At 68.1% G+C, this 23,887-nt stretch carries 17 protein-coding genes and 1 riboswitch; of the genes, 11 read left to right on the top strand and 6 right to left on the bottom strand.

The annotated features are described in order from the left end of the window. Window positions 1-88 precede the first annotated feature (88 nt). The gene (locus tag E8A74_RS39730; protein ID WP_136934329.1) at window positions 89-691 is read left to right on the top strand and encodes a glutathione S-transferase family protein; all 603 of its coding nucleotides are present in this window, start codon (window positions 89-91) and stop codon (window positions 689-691) included. A gap of 703 nt (window positions 692-1,394) precedes the next feature. Here E8A74_RS39730 and E8A74_RS39725 read toward each other — a convergent pair. Both E8A74_RS39725 and E8A74_RS39720 read right to left on the bottom strand, forming a co-directional pair. Then, window positions 1,395-2,015 carry a hypothetical protein gene (locus tag E8A74_RS39725; protein ID WP_136934328.1) on the bottom strand — a complete coding sequence of 207 codons (621 nt, stop codon included), beginning with the start codon at window positions 2,013-2,015 and terminating at the stop codon, window positions 1,395-1,397. A gap of 3 nt (window positions 2,016-2,018) precedes the next feature. After that, entirely contained in the window at window positions 2,019-2,912 is an 894-nt protein-coding gene (locus tag E8A74_RS39720) for an alpha/beta hydrolase (RefSeq protein WP_170229719.1), read from the bottom strand. A gap of 207 nt (window positions 2,913-3,119) precedes the next feature. Continuing rightward, a riboswitch (cobalamin riboswitch) is annotated at window positions 3,120-3,330 on the top strand. 263 nt (window positions 3,331-3,593) lie between these two features. On the opposite strand from E8A74_RS39720, the gene E8A74_RS39715 reads away from it, so the two are divergent. From E8A74_RS39715 to E8A74_RS39685, 7 genes are all read left to right on the top strand, one after another. Beyond that, window positions 3,594-6,026 (top strand): ribonucleoside-diphosphate reductase subunit alpha, encoded by a 2,433-nt coding sequence (locus tag E8A74_RS39715; RefSeq protein WP_136934326.1) that lies wholly within the window; start codon window positions 3,594-3,596, stop codon window positions 6,024-6,026. Further along, window positions 6,023-7,045 (top strand): ribonucleotide-diphosphate reductase subunit beta, encoded by a 1,023-nt coding sequence (locus E8A74_RS39710; RefSeq protein WP_136934325.1) that lies wholly within the window; start codon window positions 6,023-6,025, stop codon window positions 7,043-7,045. Before E8A74_RS39715 ends, E8A74_RS39710 begins: the two co-directional genes overlap by 4 nt. A gap of 44 nt (window positions 7,046-7,089) precedes the next feature. After that, a complete protein-coding gene (locus tag E8A74_RS39705; RefSeq protein WP_136934324.1) occupies window positions 7,090-8,694 on the top strand; it encodes a hypothetical protein in 1,605 nt (534 codons plus the stop codon). A 42-nt stretch (window positions 8,695-8,736) separates the two neighbouring features. Further along, window positions 8,737-9,735, top strand: a complete 999-nt coding sequence (locus tag E8A74_RS39700) for an NAD-dependent epimerase/dehydratase family protein (protein WP_170229718.1) — start codon at window positions 8,737-8,739, stop codon at window positions 9,733-9,735. A gap of 4 nt (window positions 9,736-9,739) precedes the next feature. Next, entirely contained in the window at window positions 9,740-11,047 is a 1,308-nt protein-coding gene (locus E8A74_RS39695; protein WP_136934322.1) for a hydroxyacid-oxoacid transhydrogenase, read from the top strand. A 29-nt stretch (window positions 11,048-11,076) separates the two neighbouring features. Further along, complete coding sequence (locus tag E8A74_RS39690) at window positions 11,077-11,577, top strand: cupin domain-containing protein (protein ID WP_136934321.1); 501 nt, start codon at window positions 11,077-11,079, stop codon at window positions 11,575-11,577. 112 nt (window positions 11,578-11,689) lie between these two features. Then, complete coding sequence (locus E8A74_RS39685) at window positions 11,690-12,166, top strand: hypothetical protein (RefSeq protein WP_136934320.1); 477 nt, start codon at window positions 11,690-11,692, stop codon at window positions 12,164-12,166. A 3-nt stretch (window positions 12,167-12,169) separates the two neighbouring features. Here E8A74_RS39685 and E8A74_RS39680 read toward each other — a convergent pair whose 3' ends face one another. The 3 genes from E8A74_RS39680 to E8A74_RS39670 form a co-directional block, all read right to left on the bottom strand. Beyond that, window positions 12,170-12,451 (bottom strand): hypothetical protein, encoded by a 282-nt coding sequence (locus E8A74_RS39680; RefSeq protein ID WP_136934319.1) that lies wholly within the window; start codon window positions 12,449-12,451, stop codon window positions 12,170-12,172. Beyond that, window positions 12,448-12,963 (bottom strand): hypothetical protein, encoded by a 516-nt coding sequence (locus E8A74_RS54300; protein ID WP_211365561.1) that lies wholly within the window; start codon window positions 12,961-12,963, stop codon window positions 12,448-12,450. Before E8A74_RS54300 ends, E8A74_RS39680 begins: the two co-directional genes overlap by 4 nt. Before the next feature lie 268 nt (window positions 12,964-13,231). Next, on the bottom strand, window positions 13,232-13,573 hold the full coding sequence (locus E8A74_RS39670) for a hypothetical protein (RefSeq protein ID WP_136934318.1): 342 nt from the start codon (window positions 13,571-13,573) through the stop codon (window positions 13,232-13,234). Between the two features lie 289 nt (window positions 13,574-13,862). On the opposite strand from E8A74_RS39670, the gene E8A74_RS39665 reads away from it, so the two are divergent. From E8A74_RS39665 to E8A74_RS39655, 3 genes are all read left to right on the top strand, one after another. Next, window positions 13,863-15,098 carry a S41 family peptidase gene (locus tag E8A74_RS39665; RefSeq protein WP_136934317.1) on the top strand — a complete coding sequence of 412 codons (1,236 nt, stop codon included), beginning with the start codon at window positions 13,863-13,865 and terminating at the stop codon, window positions 15,096-15,098. Window positions 15,099-15,283: 185 nt separating this feature from the next. Next, window positions 15,284-16,837, top strand: a complete 1,554-nt coding sequence (locus E8A74_RS39660) for a vWA domain-containing protein (protein ID WP_136934316.1) — start codon at window positions 15,284-15,286, stop codon at window positions 16,835-16,837. A gap of 39 nt (window positions 16,838-16,876) precedes the next feature. Then, a complete protein-coding gene (locus E8A74_RS39655; protein ID WP_136934315.1) occupies window positions 16,877-18,931 on the top strand; it encodes a serine hydrolase domain-containing protein in 2,055 nt (684 codons plus the stop codon). On the opposite strand, the gene E8A74_RS39650 is transcribed toward E8A74_RS39655, so the two are convergent. Beyond that, the gene (locus E8A74_RS39650; protein ID WP_136934314.1) at window positions 18,918-23,882 is read right to left on the bottom strand and encodes an AAA family ATPase; all 4,965 of its coding nucleotides are present in this window, start codon (window positions 23,880-23,882) and stop codon (window positions 18,918-18,920) included. The genes E8A74_RS39655 and E8A74_RS39650 overlap by 14 nt on opposite strands. Window positions 23,883-23,887: the final 5 nt, after the last annotated feature.

Here is a 23,887-nt window from a genome sequence, read left to right as displayed (position 1 = left end):
CGAGGGGCAACGCCCCCCTCCGCCCAGGTCTTCGTCTCGAGACCCGCAGGGCTTCTCGGGCTCGGGCCTTCCTGGTAAAAGCTCGGCCATGTCCACTTCCTACGAGCTGCTCTATTTCCCCCTCCGTGGCCGCGCCGAGCCCCTCCGGCTCATGTTCGCCACGGCAAACGTCCCCTTCACCAACACCCCCGTCACAAACTGGCCCGAGCTCAAGCCAAAGATGCCCCTCGGCCAGCTCCCCGTGCTCGTCGAGCGCAGCGACGCCGGCGAGCGCAAGATCGCGCAAAGCATGGCCATCATGCGTCACCTCGCGCGCGTCTTCGACCTCGCCGGCAAGGACGAAGCCGAAAAGACGAACGCAGACGTCGCAGCCGAGACCCTCAACGACTGGCGAACCAAGTTCGCCCCCGTGCAGTTCGCCGCATTCATGCAAACCGATCAGGCCGTGATCGAAAAGTACTGGGCCGACCTGCCCGCAACGCTGCGCACCGTGGAAGGTCTGCTCGGAAGCTGTACCTGGTTCGGCGGCGGAGAGTCGCCAACCTACGCCGACGTGCTCGCCTTCGACACGCTCGACAACCACCTCAGCACAAAGCCCGAGAGCCTCGCCGACTTCCCCAAGCTCCGCGCCCTCCACGAGCGCCTCCGCGCCCTCCCGAGCGTCGCCGCTTATCTCGAAAAGCGCGCCTGAGCTGAGGCGTCGCCCCAGGCCCCAGGAGGGGGCTGTCCGCCCCCTCCACCCCGGACCAGCGAGGCGCTGGACCCAGGATCGATGAACTGCGCAATGCGCAGTTCATCGAACGGGCCGAGGCAAGGTCCGTGGCGAGTCTGCCAAGCAAGGCCGCAGCGTAGACAAGTCCCGGTGGGAGAGGACGAGATCTGCCAGGGGCTTGGTAGCAATCAGCGCGCCCGAGCCGTCGCCCCCCGCAGAGGCTCGACAAACGACGTCAGCCCTCGTCCTTGTTTGTTCCGCGCCGTGACGTGTCACCGCTCCACCGCCCAGCATCAAGCACGGAGCGGAACAAGGCGCGTCGGCGCGAAAGGGAACGTGTCTCGGCGCCGGACACGGTGCGACGCGTGGACCCGGGGGAAGGTCAAGCATAAAGACAAAGGCCGGAGCCGGCCGACGGTCCTTGTCGAGCCGCGAAACACGCGCTGTCGGACCTCGCCGGAGCTTGTCACAGGGGACAACCCGAAAGCGCCCAGGCCAACGGCAGGAAGCGCGCCGCGTCCCTCGGGCCGTCGTCCGGCGGAGGCGTTTGTCGCGCCGCCGAACAAGCACCGTCGACGGCAGAGGGCACGTGTTCAGCCGGATTCCAGGCCCCTTCCTCCGTCTCCGCCGCGTGGCGGAGCGTGGATCTCCTCATAGGGCGTCGCGTCGCACCCGATCCGTTCTAGGGTTTCCGCGAGGTCACGATGCGCCAGTCATCGAACCGCACGCCGATCTCCGGACCGATGCCGAAGATGATGTCGGTCAGGCTGGCCAGACCCTGGACGCCGACATAAAGCGGCCCATAAACCTTCGCGCCCACCGCAGCCTGAACCCCGACCCGCATGTTGTCCCCAAACATGAACTGCGGACCGAAGCGCGCATAAAGGAGGGAACCGTCGATGCGGACGGCTGGCGTCACCGCGAGGCGGAACCCTGGAAACCCCCACGCGTCCTTGATCGGAATCATCCCCGAAACCGCGAGCTCGAAGGCGAGGGACCTCCACACCCGGATCGCAGGCGCGAGGTCGATCGGAACCCAGCCGCCATTGTCCAAGGAGTGAACCTCGCCATACCCGAGCGTGACCATGCTGTATCCGACGACAGGCGTGACGCCGACGCCGATACGGAAAGGAAAGGAGATGCCGGGGGGCGGACGAAGCTCGGGGGCCGGTGTCGCAGCACGCGCCGGCGCGGGAGGCGTCTCCGGCGCAGGGGCGGCCTCCTCTGCCGCCAAGCGCCCAGCGCCGAGCAGGACGACCGTGGACGCCGCCACCCACGCGGGAAGTGTCTTTCGAATGCGCATTGGTCAGAGCCTCGTCGACAGCCAGTCAATGGCGCGGTTGCTCTCCTCGATCGCGTCGATACCGTGGCCGACGCCTTCCAGGAACGTGATCGAGACGTCTTGGCCCGCCCCCTCCGCGGCAGCGCGGAACCCGCGCTGCGTCTGCGGCGGGACGATCGTGTCGGCGGTCCCTTGCAGGATGAGCGACGGGATCTTCGGCCCCGTCCGCAGATAACTCGCCGGGTTTGCATCCGCGAACCGCGCCGCGTCGTCCGTCGTGCTGGCGCCGTCCGGAAGATCGAGCCAGCGGGTCATGTACGCCCTGACCCACCACTCCTCCGACGTGTCGTACACGGCGGCGAGGTCATTCGCGCCGTAAAACGACACGACCGCCCGCACCGCGACGCTCTCTTCGTGGGGACACCACGTAGGCTCGAACCTGGGCTCGTTCTGCGCATACCCCGCCATCATCGCGAGGTGCCCGCCGGCCGACCCGCCCGCCGTGGCGACGCGGTCCGTGTCGATCTTGAAGGTCGAGGCATTGGCCGAAAGCCATCGAAGCGCGCAACGCACATCTTCTATCTGCGCGGGCCAGGGGGAGAGCGCGCCGCCCTCGTCCTTGGATTCGTTCGCGAGCCGGTAATTGATCGAGACGCCCACGAAACCCCGGCTGGCTGCATTCTCGATGGCGCCGCGGTACGTGCTCAGATCCCCGAACATCCAGCCGCCGCCGTGGATGAAGACAAGCGCGGGGAACGGGCCCGGCCCTTCCGGGACGCGGATGTCGAGCGTCAGCGGATGCTTGCCCTGGGGCGTCGGGGCTTCAGCATACGTGATCTCTCCCTCCGCAGGGGCCTGTGCGCAATGGATCAACCCCATCGCCATCAGGCCTACGGCTCCCTGCATTGCGCGTGTCATGCCGACGCTCCTTACCTCCATCACGCCCCGATGCACTCCACGGTTTTCAGACGAGCACATCCTCGACGGCTCGCGTCTGGAGAGGACGACCTCCCCGCCCCGCGACCTCGAGGCCTCCCCGTCGACGTACGGCCCGAAGTTCACACGTACATTCAACGACTTACGCCTCGTCCCAACATCCCCGTTGACATCCCGCCCGACACGACCATAGGGTGCGCCCGTGCTGGTGGTTGGGCCTCGGCCCGGCCTTAAAAAGGGAACCCGGTGAAACTCCGGGACTGCCCCGCAGCGGTAAACGAGAACGAAATTCGCCTCATGCACTGGGACCTTTGGGGCCTGGGAAGCGGCGAAAAGTAGGAACCCGGCAATCGCCGAAGCGCTCGTGAGTCCGAAGACCTGCCTGCACCCGACACCGAGGAGACATTCGGCGTCGGTTTCGACCTGGGAGCCTCGTGGGAGGGCAAGAAGGTCCGAGCCGCGCCCCCTCGTACAGCGCGTCCCGGTCTCGACCTGTCCCCTCGTGCTGGTGTTCCAGTCGCCCGCGGGAGCGAAGGTCGGTCTGAAGGCTCCCCACGTTTCCAGCGCGGGTGCACGTCGGCCGGCTTCCTCTCTCTCTCGCGGGTTTCCACCCGAGCGGTCTGGTCCCGCTCGGAATCCGGAGGCCGGAGAGGAGGCAGCCTGATGCATAACGATACGAGCCCGAACAGCAATGGCGCGGCGCCGTCGCGCGCGACCCCACGGACGACGAGCTCGACGGCTGGCGAGATCTATCCACAAACGACCATGCGCGTGACGAAGCGCAATGGATCGAGCGAGCCTGTCGACGTCAACAAGATCGTACGCGCCGTGGGCCGATGCTGCGTGGGGCTCTCGGACGTCGATGCCCTGCGCATCGCGACCAAGACCATCAGCGGCCTTTACGACGGCGCGACGACCCGCGAGCTCGATCAGCTCTCGATCCAGACCGCGGCCGGGCTCATCGTCGAGGAGCCACAATACGCGCGGCTCGCGGCTCGCCTCCTCTCGACGTACATCGAGAAGGAAGTCCGCAACCAGGAGATCCACGCCTTCTCGCAGTCAATCGCCGCGGGGCATCGCCTCGGCCTCGTCAACGATCGCCTGCAATCATTCGTCGCGGCGAACGCCCGCAAGCTGAACGACGCGCTCGTCCCGGAGCGTGATCGTGAGTTCGAGTATTTCGGCCTCCGGACGGTCTACGACCGCTACCTGCTCAAGCACCCCGCCTCGCGCCTCGTCCTCGAAACGCCGCAGCAGTTCTTCCTGCGCATCGCGTGCGCCCTGTCGGAGACGGTCCAGGACGCGCTCGGGCTCTACCACCTGTTCTCGTCGCTCGAATACCTGCCGAGCTCGCCGACGCTCTTCAATGCAGGGACGCGCCACGAGCAGCTCTCGAGTTGCTTCCTCCTCGACTCCCCCGAGGATCACCTCGAGACCATCTACCGGAGTTACACCGACGTCGCGATGCTCTCGAAGTTCTCGGGCGGCATCGGCCTCGCGTACCACCGTGTCCGCTCGCGTGGCTCCCTCATCGAGAGCACGAATGGATACTCCAATGGCATCGTGCCCTGGCTCAAGACGCTCGACGCCTCCGTCGCCGCCGTCAACCAGGGCGGCAAGCGCAAGGGCGCGTGCTGCGTGTATCTCGAGCCGTGGCACGCGGACATCGAGGCCTTCCTCGAATTGCGCGACAACACCGGCGACGAGGCGAGCCGCACGCACAACTTGAACCTCGCCAACTGGGTCCCGGATCTCTTCATGAAGCGCGTCGAGGCCGACGCGAACTGGAGCCTCTTCGACCCGAAGACCGTGCCGGACCTCCCCGATCTCTACGGCGAAGCCTTCGAGCGCCGCTACGAGGAGGCAGAACGAGCGGGCCTTTCGCTGAGCACCATCAAAGCACGTCACCTCTATGCGCGGATGATGCGCACACTCGCGCAGACCGGGAACGGCTGGATGACGTTCAAGGACAAGTCGAACCGCGCCTGCAACCAGACCGCCCTCCCGGGCCGCGTCGTGCACCTCTCGAACCTCTGCACGGAGATCATCGAGGTGACGTCGAGCGACGAGGCGGCGGTCTGCAACCTCGGCTCGATCAACCTCGCGCGACACACGTTTCAGGCCGAAGGCCGCGTCGTCGGGGTCGACTTCGAGAAGCTCGGCCGCACCGTGCGGACCGCGGTCCGGCAGCTCGACCGCGTCATCGACCTGAATTATTACCCCATCGCCATCACGCGGGGGTCGAACCTGCGGTGGCGACCGATCGGGCTTGGTCTCATGGGGCTCCAGGACGTCTTCTTCCAGATGCGCCTCGCATTCGACGCGCCCGAGGCCCGCGCGCTCTCGAAGCAGATCTCGGAGGAGATCTATTTCCACGCGCTCACGGCGTCCGTCGAGCTCGCGGAGGAGAAAGGGCGCCACCCGGCATTCGAAGAGACGCGGGCCGCGCGGGGCGAGCTTCAATTCGACGCGTGGGGCGTGACGCCGGACGACCTCGGGCGCTGGGAGCTGCTCCGCGCCCGGATCGTCGAACACGGCATGCGCAACTCGCTGCTTTGCGCCATTGCGCCGACCGCGACGATCGCCTCCATCGCCGGCTGCTACGAGTGCATCGAGCCGCAGGTGAGCAACCTCTTCAAGCGGGAGACCCTCTCCGGCGACTTCCTCCAGGTGAACCGTTACCTCGCCCGCGAGCTCAAGGCGCTCGGGCTCTGGACGGAGGCCATTCGCTCGCGCCTCAAGCTCGCGGAGGGCTCCGTGCAGCGGCTCGACGAGCTGCCGGAGGAGCTGCGCGCCGTCTACCGCACGGCGTGGGAGATCCCGATGCGCTCGCTCATCGACATGGCCGCCGATCGGGGGGCCTTCCTCGACCAGAGCCAATCCCTCAACCTCTTCATCGAGAGCCCCAACATCGGCCAGCTCTCGTCGATGTACTTCTATGCCTGGAAAAAGGGCCTGAAGACGACCTATTACCTGCGCTCGCGCCCCGCGACGCGTATCGCGAAGGCCACGGTCGAGGAGCCCAAAGCGACGACGGACGACGCCGCCGTGGCGTGCTCCCTCGAAAACCCCGAGAGCTGCGAGGCGTGCCAATGAGCGCCGCTGCCCGTCCCGCCCGCCTGCTCGACCCGGGCCTCTGCCTGACGCTCCGGCCGATGACGTACCCGAAATTCTTCGAGATGTACCGCGCGGCTATCAAGAACACGTGGACCGTCGAGGAGGTCGATTTCTCGACCGACGTCGGCGATCTCAAGAAGAAGATGAACGACGCCGAGAAGCACCTCGTGCAGCGCCTCGTCGCCTTCTTCGCGACCGGCGATTCCATCGTCGCGAACAACGTCGTCCTGAACCTGTACAAGCACCTCAACGCGCCCGAGGCGCGGATGTACCTCTCGCGGCAGCTCTACGAGGAAGCGCTCCACGTGCAGTTTTATCTGACGCTGCTCGACACGTACGTCCCCGACCCGGAGGACCGCCACCGCGCGTTCGCCGCGGTCGAGAACATCCCGTCCATCCGGAAGAAGGCCGCGTTCTGCATGAAATGGCTCGACGCCACGCGCGGGCTCGAACGGCTCGATGCGCGCGCCGAGCGACGCGCCTTCCTCCTGAACCTCATCTGCTTCGCGGCTTGCATCGAGGGCCTCTTCTTCTTCGGCGCATTCGCGTACGTGTATTTCCTTCGCTCCCGGGGGCTCCTCCACGGGCTCGCGGCGGGGACCAACTGGGTCTTCCGCGACGAGAGCGCGCACATGGCCTTCGCCTTCGAGGTGGTGAAGACGGTGCGGCGCGAGGAGCCGGAGCTCTTCGATGACGTGCTGTCCAGCGCGGTGGTCGCGATGATCGAGGAGGCGATCGATTGCGAGATGCAGTTCGCCGAGGACCTGCTCGGGGAGGGCATCGCCGGGATGTCGACGCGCGACGTCCGCCGTTACCTCGAATTCTGCGCGGATCAGCGCCTCGCGACGCTGGATCTCCCGAGGCGCTACAAGACAAAAAACCCGTTTTCGTTCATGGACCTCCAGGACGTGCAAGAGGTCACGAACTTCTTCGAGCGGCGCGCCTCGGCCTACCAGGTCGGCGTGTCGGGCGAGGTCGTGCTCGACGCCGCGTTCTGACGCGCCTGCCCGCCCGCAGGCGTGGTAGCCTCACGCCTCCTGCGATGTTCACCGAGACTCCCTTTCAGCGCCCCGAGACGGCGGCGATCGTCGGGGCCCTCGGCGGCGCGGCTGCGTTCGTCGTGGGAATGGGCGCCTGGGCGCTCGGGACCACGTTGTCGGCCCGGCGCGAGGCGCGGGCGGCGCGGCGCGCGCTCGGCAAGGCGCGGGCCGCGCTCGCGGGGCTCGATCCGGAGACGAAGGTCACGCTCGAAGGTGTGCTCGAGGTCGTCGGTGAACCGGGGGCCCGGTTCGAGGACGGCGCGGCCGCCGCGGCCGCCACGGCCGCGGGTCCGTTTTGCGCGGCGAATGCACGCGCGCCCCGGCTCCGCCTCGTGATGCGGGATGGGACGGTGGAGCTACGCGGGAAAACGCAGGTCGTGGCGGGCTCCCGCGAGGCGCGGGACGGCGCGCTCGACGTGCTCTCCGAGGAGGCAGCGGCGCGGATTCGCGCGGCGTGCGGAGATCATGATCCCCTCCCCGCCGGGCCGCTCCGCATGCGATCGGTCGCGCACGGAGATCGGGTCGTCGTCGCGGGCAAGATCGTGCGGGCGGAGCAGGCCTCCGGAGCCGCGGGGTATCGCGAGGGCGGCGCGCCGTGGACGCTGGAGGCGCCGGCCTCGACGGATCGATCGTCCGAGGTCCTACGAATCGCGTTCGCAGGGGTGCCCGTGGTGTCGGGCGTGATGCGGACGGCGTTCTCGCGGTGGCGCCTGCGAAAGATCGCGCCGTATGCCTTGCAGGCGGCGGCGTTTGGAGCAGCGCTCGGCGTCGGGAAGGCCACGTACGACGTGCACGTGCTCGCGGCGCGGGCCGAGGCCGAGGCCGCGGCCGAGGCTGTGGCGCGGAAAAAGGCCGCGGCGCAGCGCGGGCCTCCCGCGTACTGCAAGGAGTTCGCGGATCAGTACACGATCGCGATGGATCGCGCCTCCACCTGCACGCACGACAACGACTGCCGCACCACGTTGCGCGGCGAGCAATGGTACGACCTCGACGGCTGCTTCCGGTTCGAGAATCGCCACGCCTCGACCGAGGAGGCGGATCGCATCGCGCGCGAGTGGCTCGAAGCAAAGTGCGTATCGAGCTACGAGGTGTGCAGCGTGCAGCCCTCCTCGATGTGCCGGAAGGGCCACTGCGTCGAGCGCCCGCCGAGCGGCGTGCCCGAGGCGTGGGTCCGGAAAACCTTCGCGCGGCAGTTCACGTTCTTCGCGCCGCCCGACGTCGACACCACGCTCCGCAACGGCCTCCAGTGTGGCCCGGGCGCGATCCTCACGCTTCATCGGTTCGATTTCAACGTGACCTTCCTCCTCGATGGATATGGCGTCGCGCTCGACGGGCCGACGACGCCCATTCGAATCGGGCGCTACGGCGCGGTCGCGAAGTGGATGGAGGGGCTCGATCTCGCGATGGCCGGCCCGGACGTCACGCGAGGCTTCATCGTGGCATTCGACGAGAAGGAGGCCACCTGCCCTCCGTTTTGCCTCCCGGGCTTCGGGGGCTTCGGCAGCGACGAAGGCAACGTCGGGTATCTGCACGTCACGGCGCGCTGCCAGACCGACGTGGTGTGCGAGGAGGCCTTCAAGATCCTCCAGACGCTCGCGCCCCTCTGATCGGCTCTTGCCGCCCCGCGCCAGTTGAGGCAAAGCGGCGACGTGGAAGAGCTCGGAATTTCAACCGGAAAAGTCCTCCTCACGGGCGCGAGTGGTTTCATCGGCGGGCGCCTGCAAGGCGCGCTCGCCGCGCGCGGCGTGGACGTCGTCTCCTTGCGGCGGCGCGGCTCGCCGCCCGCGAAGCAGGGGCGCTCGGTCGAGGTCGAGTACGACGATCGCGCGGGCCTCGAGCGCTTGATCGGCGAGGAGAAGCCGGACTACGTGCTGCACGTCGCGGGCGCGACGAAGGGCGTCGCATACGCCGATTTCCAGCGCGCGAACGTGATGCCCACGGAGAACCTGCTCGAAGCGCTGCGCAAGAAGCACCCCGAGGTGCGCCGCTTCGTCCTCGTCAGCTCGCTCGCGAGTTACGGCCCTTCGAGCGCCGCGCGCCCGCACGTCGAGACGGACACGGCGCGCCCCATCGAGTTCTACGGGCAAAGCAAGCTCGAAGCCGAGCGTGTGGTCGAGCGCGCCGGCGACGTGATCCCCTGGACGGTCCTGCGGCCGGGCGGCGTGTACGGCCCCGGCGACGTCGACTACTTCAACCTGTTCCGCGAGGTCGAGCGCGGCCGGAACGTCTTCTTCGGCAACAAGAAGCGCTGGTTCTCGGGCATCTACGTCGACGACCTCGTCACGGCGACGCTCGTCGCGGCCTCGCACGACGGCGCGAAGGGCCGCGCGTTTTTCGTGTGCGACAACGAGCCCGTCACCTGGGAGCGGTTCCAGGGGGCGATCGTCGAGGCGAGCGGCCGGCGCGTGCTCACCATGGACCTGCCCGAGATGCTGGTCGACGTGGCGGCGTTCGGCGGCGAGATCGCGACGCGGTTCGACAAGAAGCCACGCCTCTTCAACCGGCAGAAGGCGAAGATGGGCGCGCAGGAGGCGTGGACGTGCAAGAGCGACGCGCTGCGCGAGGCGACAGGCTGGCGCTCGAAGGTCGGGGTCCAGGAGGGCGTGCGCCTCGCGCTCGAATGGTACCGCCGCGAGAAATGGATCTGAGGCGATGGGGTATTGCCTCGGGTATGCGCTGATCGAGGGCGGCGACGCGGCCTTCTCGATGGACGCGTCGGCCGTCACGTTCGGCCCGGGCGCGCTCGCGGAGGTCGGCGAGGAGGCCGCGGCGCTCGGCCTGCGTCGCGTCGCGCTCTTCACGGATGCGCGGCTCGCACAGCTCGCGCCCGTCGACGCTGCGCGGCGCTCGCTCGGGCGCGCGGGCGTGGACGTCGTGGTGTACGATGAGGTGCACGTCGAGCCGACGGATCGTTCGTTCGCCGAGGCCACGCGGTTCGCCGCGGAGGGCCGCTTCGACGGGTACGTCTCGGTCGGCGGCGGCTCGGTCATCGATACGTGCAAGGCCGCCTTGCTGTATGCCACGTACCCGGCCGATTTTTATGCGTACGTGAACCGCCCGATCGGCGAGGGCCGCGAGGTCCCGGGTCCCCTGCCCCCGCACATCGCTTGCCCGACGACGACGGGCACGGGCGCCGAATGCACGGGCATCGCGGTCTTCGACGACACGGGCCGCAAGGCGAAGACGGGCATTGCCTCGCGGAGGCTCCGCCCGACCCGGGCGATCGTGGATCCTTTGGCCACGCGGACGATGCCGAAGAGCGTGGTCGCGGCGAGCGGGTTCGACGTCGTCACGCACGCGCTCGAATCGTACACGGCGCGGCCTTATTCGACGCGGCCGCGGGCGCCGGAAGCGAGCAAGCGGCCGATGAGCCAGGGGGCGAACCCGTGGAGCGACATGGGCTGCAAGAGCGCGCTGGAGCTCGCGGGCCGGTATTTGCTCCGCGCCGTCTCCGATCCGGAGGACGAGGAGGCGCGCGAGGGAATGGCGTGGGCCGCGACGCTCGCGGGCATCGCGTTCGGCAATGCGGGCGTGCATTTGCCGCATGCGATGTCGTACGCGGTCTCGGGCCTGTGCCGCTCGTTCATGATGCCGGGGTATCCCGAGGGCGAGCCGCTCGTGCCGCACGGGGTGTCCGTCGTGGTGAATGCGCCGGCGGTGTTCCGCGCGCTCGCGAAGACGAGCCCGGCGCGGCACCTCGACGCGGCGGCGCGGCTCGGCGCGGACGTACGCGGCGCGGGCCTGGAGAACGCGGGCGAGGTGCTGGCGACGCACCTCGGCGGGATGATGCGGGCCGCCGGCGTGCCGAATGGGCTCTCCGGGGTGGGATATGGGGAGACGGACGTGGACGCGCTTGCGGCCGGGACGATCGTGCAGGCGCGGCTCGTGTCGAATGCGCCGTGCGCAGTGGACGAGGACGTGCTGCGGGGGCTCTTCCGGGGGGCGTTTGCTTATTGGTGAGGCCGCGGCGTGCTAGCCTCGGCGCTGCCATGAGTGTTCAAGCCACGGACCTGCGACAGCGCCTGATTCGCAACTTCAACACGGCGCCCCTCGAGCGTTTCCAGCGCGAGCCGCTCTACGACACCTCGTTTGCCGCCCTCGCCCCGGGCACGGCGGCGAAGAAGCTCGGCGCCTCGATCGACATCATGCCGCCGGGCGGCCGCGGCTGTCCCTACCATTACCACTACACGCAGGAGGAGATGTTCATCGTCCTCGAAGGGGAAGGCACGCTGCGCGTGGCGGGCGAGCATTTGCCGATCGTGGCCGGCGACGTGATCTTCATCCCGCCGGGCCCCGAATACCCGCACCAGATCCTCAATACCTCGAAAGCGCCGCTCAAATACCTGTCGCTCAGCACGATGGAGTACCCCGAGATCTGCGAGTACCCCGATTCGGGCAAGTACCTCGCGAAGGCCGAGGCGAAGCCCGGGGCATTCCGTGTGGTGCAGCGCAAGGAGGCGTCGGTCGATTACTGGGATGGCGAGCCGTAGCGCAGCGGCGGCGCGTCGCACCTGGACCGCAAAATTCCTGTTCCCTTGCTCGTGGGGGTCTGCTACGAGGCCGCCGCGTCACGCCCGATCAGGGAAAGGAACCACTACCTCCATGAAGAGCTCGATCCATGCCGCCGCATCCATGTTCGTCGTCGCCGCTGCCCTCACGGGGTGTGGCAAAGGCGAAGAGGCCCTCGTCCGCGTGCAGGTGCCGGAGGCGAAGTGCGAGGTCGCGATCCCGGGGAACATGACGATCGCGGATGCGAGCGCAGGGGGTTTTTACGTTGTCGAGAAGGGCAAAAACGCGAAGTTCGACGGGACGCTGCTCGCCGTGACGCCCGTCGCGCCGATGGGCGATATCGCGCCCCCCGGCTCCAAGGACGTCAAGCTCGACAAGGACGAGAAGAACCCCGACGGCTCCGTGGCGCGCGAGGGCTCGTACAAGACCGACATCCAGAGCTTTTACGTGGCGGAGTACGCCTATCCGATCGGCAAGGACTGGCTGCATTGCACGATCAAGGCGGCGAAGCCCGAGCGGCGGGATCAGGTCGCCAAGCTCTGCCGCGTGCTCGCGCCCAAAGCGCTCTGACGGCTACGGGAAGGAGCCGGCGCAAGCCTCCAGGGCGGAGCGCTGGGACGCGCAGGACTGCCCCCACGAGCAAGTCGCGCCCGCCACGCAATCGATGTAGTCCTCGAACGGATCATCACAGCCGCGGGACTCCGCCGCCGACTGAAGCGCACGGCCATCGGAGAGGCAACGGTCCGGGACCACGTCGGGGCATTGCCCGAGGTCCTCGCAGACGTCCTCGACCGTGTTCTGACAACCCAAGCTCAGCATCACGAGGCCGAGCGCCACGAAAAGAACGCGCTTCAATTCCCACCTCCCATTCCACCGACGCCACCGACGCCCCCGATTCCGCCCGCGCCCCCGATTCCACCAGCGCCCCCGCTGCCGCCCGCGCCTCCGATCCCGCCTTCGCCTCCGACACCGCCTTCCCCTCCGGCGCCCCCGAAGCCTCCCGTGCCGCCGAAGCCTCCGACGCCGCCGTTGCAGAACGAGCCGCAGTTACAGACCTTCTTGCCAGGCGATTCGGCCCCGAAGGGGTTGTCGGGGGGCATCGTCGCGCGCTGGATGCAAATCGCCCCGCCCGGGCAATCCGTGTTGCTCTGGCACTCGGTCGCAGCGATACACGCGAGGCCAATCGAAAACGTCTCCTGGGCACAGATGAACCCCGGCCCGCACTCGCCGTCCCCGTGGCAGTTGTCGAAATTCAGGTTGCAGCTCGGCGCCTGGTAGCACGAGCCGGCAAAGATGATGATCGGCAGCAGAGCGAGGCGCCCAAGCTGCCGAATGCGAGGGTTTGACCATGGTCGAAGCAAGCTCATGGCCGTGAGGATACCACGGGCTGGCCCAGCCTGCCGCGGAAGGACGCGGCAAGGGGCGTCGCGCCGGGGCGCTGCCCCGGACCCCGCGGGGGCTGTCCGCCCCTCGACCCGGACCAGGCACGGCCTGGACCGAAGGTGGAAGAACTGCGCAACGCGCAGTTCTTCCAACGGGCCGGTGGCAAGACCGTGTTGCCACGAAGCAACGGGATATGCGAAGGCGCGTCCCCCCGGAGGCGCACGGCACCCCCTCAGCTCTGCCCGCGTTCTGTCAGACGCGAAAGAATTGTACCGTGAACGATCCGGATCCTGCCGGATCCGGGACGACGCGCAAAACCACACGGTGGTAGTCGAAGTCCCACGCCGCGCTGCACAGGTCCGGCGCGGTCGACATCGAGGGCGGGGGACCTCTGACGGTCGGCACGTCGGGCTCTCCAAAACGTCGAACGAGCGTCAACAAGGCGAGCACGAAGAGATCCATCGCCGCAGGACCCACAAGCATCGCCGGGTCCCCTGGTCCGCTCGCGCGCGCGCAATCGAAGGGGAACACAATCGCCTGCGGGCCCGTGCTCGGATCGGCGGTCGCGAGGTCACTGAGGGATAGAATGCGCATCTCGACTGCGTGAAGGAAGGGTCCAGCGGAGGATCCATAACACGACCGTTGGAACGTCGGAAGGCCATCACCAAAGGCGATCCACGAATCGCATACCTCGTACAGGTCGACAAGAGAAAACCCGACCTCTCCGCGAACCCACCGCATGCGCCGGCGCCCCCCGGCCTCGCTTCCTCCCCAGAGGTATGGGTCGGGGTCCATCTATCGCGCAGCGAAAACGTGCTCCCGAGCGGTGGTTTCCCCAGGGTCCGTTGCAGGGGGACGGACGCTCGGCTAGGTTCGCGCCGGTATGCGCGGTGTTGCCGGCCCATTCGCCATCGCCCTCCTCGCGGCGCTCTCCGGTTGCGCCTCGGCGCCGCGTGGGGTCGCGGCGGACGTCGATCAGCTCGTGAAGGAGATCGGCGAGAACTACGGCTATTTTGCGGAGCAATCGATCGACTGGGACACCGTGCGCCGGCGGCACGCCGCGCGCGCCGCCGAGGTCCGCACCAAAGCGGAGCAGGTCGCCCTCTTCGAGGTCGTGCTCGATGAGCTGCATGACGCCCACGCGCACCTCGGCACCAATACGAAGCATTCGTATCGCCTCGTGCCGAGCGGCGCGGATCTGTGGGCCGAGCTCGATGGAACACGCGTGATCGTCACGCAGGTCCGGCCGGGCAGCGCTGCGGCGCGGGCGGGCCTGCGGGCGGGCCAGGAGGTCCTTGCGATCGGCGGCGTCCCCGTCGCGCGGGCCATGGCGGAGCGGCTGGGGACGACGGCAAGCGTCGATCCCGCGGCGCAGGGATGGGCGCTGCGTAGCCTTCTGGCCGGACGCCATGACGAACGGCGCCGGCTTCGTATCGTGACCGCCGAAGGTCCGCGTGATATCGACCTCGCCGCCCCCGAAGTCCCGTCCGGCGACGGGCCGCTCGAAGAGCGAAGGCTCGCGGGCGGCGTCGGGTATCTCCGGATCCACAATTCCCTCGGCGACGACGCGCTCGTCCCTGCATTCGACGCCGCGCTCGCCGCGCTCGCCGATTGCCGCGCGCTCGTGCTGGACTTGCGCGACACCCCGAGCGGCGGAAACTCCGCCATCGCGGAGGCATTGCTCGGGCGCTTCGTGCGGGAGCCCCTGCCCTACCAGAAACACGAATTGCCGGGCGTCGGCTGGCAGGGGCGGAGCCGGGTGTGGGTCCAATACGTGCTCCCCCGCGGCCCCTTCACGTACGAAAAACCGCTCGTCGTGCTCGTCGATCACTGGACGGGGAGCATGGGCGAGGGCATGGCCATCGGCGTCGATGGGATGCGGCGCGGCGTGGTGGTCGGCACGGCCATGGCGGGGCTCAAGGGCGCCATCACGTCGTCCACCCTGAACCAAAGCGGAATTCGTTTTGCGATCCCGGTCGAGCGGCTCTTTCACATCGATGGCACCCCGCGGCACCGCTGGCTCCCGCCCGAACGCGTCGATCTCGTCGGCCACGACGCGCCGGGCGAGGACACGATCCTGGCGCGCGCGCTCGAGATCCTCGCGGCGTCCTCGCATTGAGCCCCGCGCGCCGGGCCGCCCACGGGACCTCGAACGTCCGCAGCGCGCTCGCTTGAGCCGTCGCCGCGCGGGATCGATTCTTCAGGCAAAGGCTTCCTGCTGGAATCCGCCTCCGTTCTCATTCCCCGCGGGCGTCCCTCTTGCTTCCTCCCCGCGCCCGGGCTCGGCCCGGGAAGGAGGTTTCCATGCAAATCCTCTTGCTCCTCGCCACGCTCATCCTTTTTGCGCGCCCCGCCCTCGCCGCGCCGCGTGTCGACGTCTCCTGGCGTTACGAGCGCGCAGACAATGCACGCACCGAGTCCGGATCCCGCTCCCTCGATATTCCGGCGCTCGGCGCCCCCGGGCTCACCGCGACCGATCCCGGCATCGAAAAGACGATTTTCCTGGCGCAGACCGCGCAGACCCTCGTGGATTTCCTCGGTCGATATCAGGAAGCCTGCACCGAGCCCGTTCGCCCCCGCGAGCGAAGCATCTTCCCGGTTTGCGCGGCTCCCCGCCGGGCCGTCGCTTCCGCGTTGCGCACCGAAATCCAGACCCTGGACGCCCGGATCCTGGCGAATCCGCGTCTCCGCGCGGATCAGGACGTCACGGAAGTCCTGGAACTCATGCGCAGGCTTGCGGCGAACATGCAGAAGGCGGAGCCCCCTGTGGGCGGGTATTCGCCTCCGACCCCGCTCCCGTGGCACGGGGTGCGGGTGTTGGCGCGCGCGGCGGCGCCTGGGGGTGGGCTCGCCCTGGGCGGCGGCGGCGCGCAGGGGTACGGGTATTTCCGAAAGATCGTGGGGGATGGAAGCGTGCCCAAGGCCGACGTGCTCACCGTCGAGGGGTTCTTGCGCGAGTTTTCCCTGCCGCTCACGGGCGCCGCGGCTTGCCACGCCCTCGTTTGTGTCGATCCGGCCGTCGCCGTCGATTCCGAGAAGCGCAGGCTCTACGTGCAGCTCGGCATGAGCTCTTCGATGACGGCCGAGGCCTTCCAGCGTGATCCGCTGAACCTCGCGGTCGTGCTCGACGTCAGCGGCTCGATGAGCGCCACGGACGCCACCGAAAAGTCGCGGCTCGAATGGGCCAAGGACGCGCTCGTGCAGACCATCCACGAGCTCGACGAGGCCGATATGCTGTCGATCGTCCTGTTCGATACGAACAGCGAGATCCTCGTCCGGCCGGCGCCCGTGCGCGACAAGCAAGTGCTCATCGCGAAGGTGAAGGCGCTCCAGACGCGCGGCTCGACGAACCTGGAAGCCGGCCTGCGTGATGGATTCAAGCTCGTCGGAGAAAACGTGGACCGCCTGGCGGGCTACGAGCACCGCGTGCTCCTCATCTCGGACGCGGGGCTCAACACGGGCGTGACGGATACCGCCTCGCTCCAGCGGCTCGTGACCGAGCAGGCCGGCCGGCGCATCGGCCTGACCGCCCTCGGGCTCGGGGAAAACTTCCACCAGTCGGTGATCCACGCGATCTCGAACAGCCGGGGCGGCAATTACATGTTCGTGCAATCGGGCAAGGACATGCTCCGCTACTTCGAGGCGTTCGATTACCTCGTGACGCCCGTCGCCTACGATTTCAACGTCGGCGCGCTCGTGCAGGATCTCGGCGCCGAACTCGTGCGCACCTATGGCGTCACGACGGAGGCCGGAGCGCAGCCCACGCGGAGCCTGATCGATCTGAAGACGTTGTTCTTCACCGAGGCGGGCGGCGCAATCTTGCTCGAATACGCGTTGCCCGAGACGCGCGGAGAATAGGACTTTCCCCGCCCAGCACGCGCGTGTAGGTTGCGCGCCATGCGTTCGTTCCTACCCGCCTTTGCGCTCGTCACGCTCGCCGCGTGTGCGTCTTCCCCCGAGCCCACGATCCCGACGCCGCCCGCGGAGCCGGCCCCTTCGTCCGCGCCCGCCGCCTCGGCCGCGCCTGCGCCCGAAACCCCGGCCCCGCAGGCCGTCGCGGGCGAGCGGCTCGCCGCGGATACGCCGAAAACCACGGTGGCCGGAAACTCGTTCATCGCGCCGGGCGGCTGGACGATGACCGTGAAGGGAAAAGCCACGATCCTCGAAGCCCCCGAGGCGGGCTCCCGGATCGTGCTCGTCGACGTGCAGGCGAAGGACGCGGACGCCGCCGTCGCGCTCGCGTGGGCCGCTTATGGCGCCGAGGTGAAATGGCCGCTCAGGCCGACGATCGACGCCCCCGACAAGGACGGCTGGACGCGCGTTCGCATCTACGACTACCAGACCTCGCCCAACGAGAAGCGCGGCGTCAGCGTGATGACCCGGTTCGCGAACGACACGTGGACCGTCGTGATCTACGACATGGAGGACGCCGTCGGCGACAAACGCGGCGCGCAGGTCTCGCAGATTTATGGGCGCCTGCTCCCCAAGGGGCAGGCGCGCGAGTCGTTCGCGGGCAAGAAGGCAAATACGCTCGATCCGGCGCGTATCGCCGCGCTCGGGAAGTTCGTCGAGACCGCGCAGCAAAAGCTCGGCGTGCCGGGCGTCTCGGTCGGCCTCATCCAGGGGGGCAAGGTGGTGTTCGCCGGCGGGTTCGGCGTGCGCGAGCTCGGCAAGAAGCCGGCCGTGGACGCGGACACGAAGTACATCATCGCGTCGAACACGAAAGCGCTGACGACGCTGATGCTCGCAAAGCTCGTCGAGGAAAAGAAGCTCACGTGGGAGACGGCGGCGACGGGGCTCTTGCCTTCGTTCAAGCTCGGGGATCAGGACACGACGAACCGCGTGCTCGTGAAACATTTGATCTGCGCGTGCACGGGGCTGCCGCGGCAGGATCTCGAATGGATCTTGCAGTTCCAGGGATTGACGCCCGACGGCGCGCTCGCCACGCTCGGGACGATGCAGCCGACCAGCAAATTCGGCGAGCTCTTCCAGTATTCGAATCCGCTGGCCGCCGCAGCAGGGTTCATCGGCGGGCACGTGGCGTTCCCGAAGCTCGAGCTCGGCAAAGCCTACGACGAGGCGATGCGCACGCGCGTGTTCGAGCCACTCGGCATGAAGGGGGCCACGCTCGATTTCAAGCGCGCGCAGACGGGCAATTACGCGGTGCCGCACGCGCCGGACCTCGACGACAAGCCGGCGCGGGCCCTCGCTGCGGTGAACGACGCCGTCATCCCGGTGCGCCCCGCGGGCGGCGCCTGGGCCACGGTGAATGACGTGCTCAAATACGTTCAAATGGAGCTCGCCGAGGGCAAGCTGCCGGACGGAAAACAGTACCTTGAAAAAGACGTCCTCCTCGCGCGCCGCGCGCCCCAGGTCTCCATCAGTCCGGACGCGACCTATGGCATGGGCCTGATGGTCGACAAGAAATGGGGCGTGACGGTGGTGCATCACGGCGGCGACATGATCGGGTTCCACAGCGACATGATGTGGCTGCCCGAGTACGGGGTCGGCGCCGTGGTGCTGACGAACGGCGACCCGGGCTGGTACATTCGTTCGGTCTTCCAGCGCAAGCTGCTCGAAGTGCTCTTCGACGGTCGCCCCGAGGCAGACACGGAGATCGCGACGATGGGCAAGATGTACTTCGAGCACAGGGCCACCGAGCGCAAGCTGCTCACGTCCCCGGCCGACGCCGCGGAGTCCGCGAAGCTCGCGGCCCATTACACGAACGCGGCGCTCGGCGAGATCAAGGTGTCCCGCGCGGGCGCCGCGACGATCTTCGATTTCGGCGAGTGGAAGAGCGAGGTCGCCTCGAAAGAGAACCCGGACGGGACGATCTCGTTCGTCACGACGGTGCCGGGTATGATGGGGGTGGAGCTCGTGGTCGGCAGCGCGGCCAAGCGGACGCTGACCATCCGCGACGCCCAGCACGAGTACGTGTTCAACGAGAAGTGACCCGCGCGAGGCGCGCGGCGTGCGCGACGCCTCGCTTCAAGCTCCCGAACGTGCGAATCCCTCCGAGCTCGATCCCCATGGCAATCAGCGTCTGGGCCACCTCCTGACGCACGCCCGTCAGCCACGCCTGCATCCCGAGCAGGCGTAACGCGGAGGCCGTGCGGATCAGCGCGGACGCGGCCGCCTCGTCGACCGTCTTCATCCCCGTGATATCGATGATCACCACCCGGGCCCCGCTCCCGGATGCACCGGACAGGACCGTGTCCATGACCCGCTCGGCGCGCCGCGCGTCCATCGCGCCGATGAGCGGCATCACGAGGATGTCATCCGTGATGGGAATCAGGGGCGTGGAGAGCTCGACGAGGAGGTCGGTCTGCACGCGAATGATTTCCTCCTGAAGAGCTCTGCGCTCCTGCTCGGCGCGCTCTCGCTCCGAGAACTCGCGCGTGAGCTGCGTGTTGGCCTCGAGCAGCTCGTGGGTTCGCTCGGCGACCTCTGCTTCGAGCCGCTCGTTCGATTGCCGGAGCGCCTGGCTCGCCTCCTGGAGGCGCCCGACGAGGAGCGCATTCTCCAGCGCGGTCGCGGCCTGCGCGCACAGCAGATCCAGAAACTCCACCCGATCGGGGCTGAAGGCGTCGCGGACGAGCCCATTCTCCAGCGAGAGCAAGCCGACGAGGTGGCGCCGGTGCATGAGCGGGATGCATACGATCGACAGGGCCCCGCGGCCGCGCAACGTGTTGTCCTTCGCGAAGCGCGGATCAGCCGCCACGTCGCCGAGCACCACGACCTCCCGGGTGCGCGCCGCATATCGGATCACCGAGATCGGCAGGTCGGTGCAAGCCTCCATGGGGCCACGATCGCATACCGTGACGACATCGGGCCCGAGGGTGATCGTCGCCTCGTTCCGCAGCACGCCTTCCCGGTCGAGGATCAGGGCTCCTCGCGTGGCGCCTGCATTGCTCAGCACGATGTGCATGAGCTGCTCGATCACCTTGGACAGCTCCATTTCCCCGGCGAGGGTTTGCCCGAGGCGCAGGACCGTGGCCATGTCGACCATTCCGCCCACGCCCCGGCCCGCGGAGGTGCTCGTGCTGGCCGAGGCGTGTGCGACCGGCACACGTGCGAGGCCGTGGGCCACGATGTGCGGGTGCTCGTTCACGAGGCGCTCGGCCTTGTGCGTCGCGCCCCAGCGAAGGTAGGCGGCGTGCGCCTCGCGTAGATACACGGGCGCGAGGAGTTGCCTGCCGCGCGCGAGGAGCGCTCGGCCGGCGAGCTCGTTCGCGAGCGCCTCGTACGGCGTGAACCCGTGGGTCCGCGCGGAGAGGATCGCCCGATCGTAAAGGTCGTCCGCTTCGAGGTGCAGCCCTGCGACGCGCGCCGCCTCGGCGCGCACGAGGAGATGTTTGTGCTCGTAGTTCTCGGGGCCGAATTCGGCATACCGCGCGAGTTTGTGGAGGCTCGTATCGATCCGCGCTTGGTCCCGCCGCGCGGCCTCCGCGTCCCCCACGGGGCCACGCGCGAGCAGGGCGAGCGCCTCGTACAGGTAAAACGTCGGCTCGATGGGCAGGGTCGGCACGGCGTCGAGGACCTCGCGCGCGCGGTCGGCCGAGGCCACCGCCTCTTCGTAATGCCCCACGGTGTAATGCAGCAGGAGCAAGGTGATGTGGTAGAAGGCGATGCCTGTGCGGAAGCCCGCGCGCGTGAAGGTCGCGAGGACGGCGTCCCCGCAGAATCGATCGTCGTCGAGGGGACGATCCGGGAGCCAGGCGCGCGTGAGGCTCTGGGCAAACTGCTGCGTGATCCGAATGGCGAGCAGGATAAGCTCGTTCCGGCTCCGCTTCGCGAAGGTAGCAAAGCGCTCGGAAAACTGGACGACGTCGTCGAGCGCATCCCCCCGCTCCAGGGCGAGCCATGTCACCGCGTGGGCGATGAAGCCCGCGTTGACGAACTCCCCGACGGCGAGGCAGGCGTCGAACGCGCGCTCGACGATGGGGAAACACGTGCGGTAAGGATGGACCCAGAAATGGATGTGGTTGCCGTGCACGTGCAGCACGCGGCCGAGCGACGCGGCGTCGCCGAAGCGCTCGTTCAACGCCATCGCCATCTCGGAGACCGCGACGGCGGTCGGGATTTGATCCCATGTGACGAGGAGGACGGCGTAGCAACTATACGCGTAGCTCGACTCGGGCGAATTGCCGTGGCGGAGCGAATGGCGGACGGCCCGCATGACGCTGAGCGGAAACACCGCGGGGCGTCCGATGTACGAGCAGGACAGGAGCTCGTTCAGGATGCACATCACCGCGATCGGCTCGGGATGGTCCATCACCGGCGCGTCGAGGAGCGTGTCGATGGGCCTTTCGCCGAGGAGCGCCTGGACCTCCTGCATCTCGCGCGTCGTCGCCGCCTGCAGGGCTTCGTCGGTCTCGGGGATCTCGAGGCCGAAGCGTCGCAGCGCCCGAAAGCCGACATCCACGGCCTCGGCGTACTTGCCCGCGACCTGGTAGAGCCGAAGCTCCAGGGCGAATACATTCGCCAGATCGGCCTTGCACCGGGCTCGTTCCACGAGGCGCTCGAACGAGCCCTCGGCCCGATCGAAGTGGCCGCAGAGGTAATCACACTCCGCGAGCTCCTTGTGCAGGGCGAACGTGAGCGCGTAGAGGTCTTGCCAGGACGATTCCGGGAGCAGGGTCGTCCCGAGGCGGAAATGGTAGGCCGCCGCCTCGTACGCATTCGACGCCTTGGCTTTGCGACCGACGTCGAGGTTCCGCTCGGCGAGCGAGATCCTTTCGGCAGGGTCCTGCATCTGCGCCTCGCCTCGATTGAGGTGGAAGGCGATCTCGAAGTGGGCCCGATCCGGCGCGCCAGGCTCCATGCCTGCGACGAGGAGCCGCCCGATGCGCAGGTGTGTCGAGGCCCGGTCGGCCTCCTCGATCATGGCATACGCGGCCTGCTGCACGCGGTTGTGCAGGAAGCGATATCGCTCGGACGCTTCCTGCACCACGAGCCCCTCGCGGATCGCAGGCAAGAGCGCATCGGCGGTCCGGTCGGGCGATAACTCGTCGATCGTGGAGAGGGTTTGCAGCGTGAAGCCGTGCCCGATGCACGCCGCGAGGCGGAGGACGTGCTGCGTTTCGCTGCCGAGAAGCGCGAGGTTTCCGACGATCAGATCCACGACGTTGTCGGTGACCTCGCGCGCCTCGATGGCCTCGAGGTCCCAGCGCCAGGCACTCTGCTCGGCGTCGTAGCGAATCTGCCGGCCTTCGTGCAATGCGTGCAGGAACTGGCCCACGAAAAACGGATTTCCCTGGGTCTTCGCCTGGACGGCCATGGCGAGTGGCCTTGCGCGGAGCGGTTCCACGGCGAGCGCGTCGCCGAGCAAATGCGCGAGATCCTCGACGCCGAGCGAGCCGAGCCCGATCTCGCGCACCGCGACGCCCTCGTTCCGCAGCGCAGCGAGGATCGCCGTCAAGGGATGCGCCGCGTCCACCTCGTTGTCGCGGTACGCGCCGAGGATCAAGAGGCCGGGGTTCTCCCGATCGGCGAGCAGGACCCAAAGGAGCTTGAGGGTGCCCGGGTCGGCCCATTGAAGATCGTCGAGGAAAAGGACGAGGGGCCTCTCCGGGGTCGTGAAGACCTGCACGAAGCTCTCGAGCACGAGGCGCATGCGATTCTGCGACTCGGTCGGCCCGAGGGCCGGGAGCGCGGGCTGCGGGCCCAGGATCGTCGCGAACTCCGGGACGAGATCCATGAGGAGCCGACCCTTGCCAGCGAGGGCCCGCGACAGCCGCGCCTGCAAGGACGCGAGCTCGGCGGCGCTCTCGCCGAGGAGCTGCTGCGCGAGATCGCGAAATGCGTGAATGACGGGGCCGTACGGGACGCCGCGGCTCAGGAGATCGAATTTGCCGGCGATGAAGCGCGCGCCGTCGCGAGGGAGGCTGCGGCGGAACTCCTGGACGAGCGCCGATTTGCCGACGCCGGACGGGCCCGCGAGGAGGACGAGCTCCGGGGGCCCGAGGCGCGCCCGATCGAATGCGTCACGCAAAGCTCTTTCCTCGTCCGCGCGACCATAAAGCCTCTCCGGCAGATGCAGCTCCGCGGCGCTGTCGTGGCGGCCGAGCGGAAATACCAAGGCAGTGCCCGTGGCCTCGATCTGGCGAAGGCACGCGGCGAGGTCGAGCTCGACGCCACGAGCGGTCTGGTATCGATCCTCCGGCGCCTTGGCGAGGAGCTTCATGACCAGCGCGGAGACGACCTCGGGGATACGCCCGTCGACCTCCCGCGGCGCGACGGGGACACGGGCGATGTGGCTGTGCACGAGCTCGACGGGGTCGGTCGTCGTGAAGGGCAGCGCCGCGGTGAGCATGTGGTAGAGGGTGACGCCGAAGGCATAAAGGTCGGCGCGGTGATCCACCGGCCGATTCATGCGGCCCGTCTGCTCGGGCGCGAGATAGGCGAGCGTCCCCGCCAGACCTTCCACGCCGAGGCGCTCGGGCGCCTCCGACATTCGCATGGCCAAACCAAAATCGAGGAGGTGAAGGCTCCCCGTCTCCGGTTGATGAAGGATATTTTGCGGCTTCACGTCGCGGTGGACGATCCCGCGCTGGTGGACGCTCCCGAGAATGCCCGCGATGCCGCAGGCAATCCTGAGCGCCGTCGTCACGTCGAGGCGCCGCGCGCGGAGGAGCGCGGCGAGCGTCTCGCCCGGGAGCGCCTCCAGCACGAGCGCGACGCCGCGCTCGGAGGGCTCGAGCGCCAGGGCCTTGACAACCCCTGGCGCGTCGAGGGTCTTCAGGATCGTATATTCGTGCCGGAGCCGCTCGATGTCCCGCGAGGACACGTCTCCGCGTGGGAGCTTGAGGACAACGGGCGTGAGGTCGTCATCTCGCCGCCCGCGAAAAATGACGGAGTTCGAGCCTTCGTGGATCGCAGCTCCGACGATACGGTAGGCCATAACGT

The organism is Polyangium fumosum, from assembly GCF_005144585.1.
Classification (GTDB): Bacteria; Myxococcota_A; Polyangia; order Polyangiales; family Polyangiaceae; genus Polyangium; species Polyangium fumosum.
Note: the sequence above shows the minus strand (reverse complement) of the source record. Positions and strands in the feature narration are given on the sequence as shown.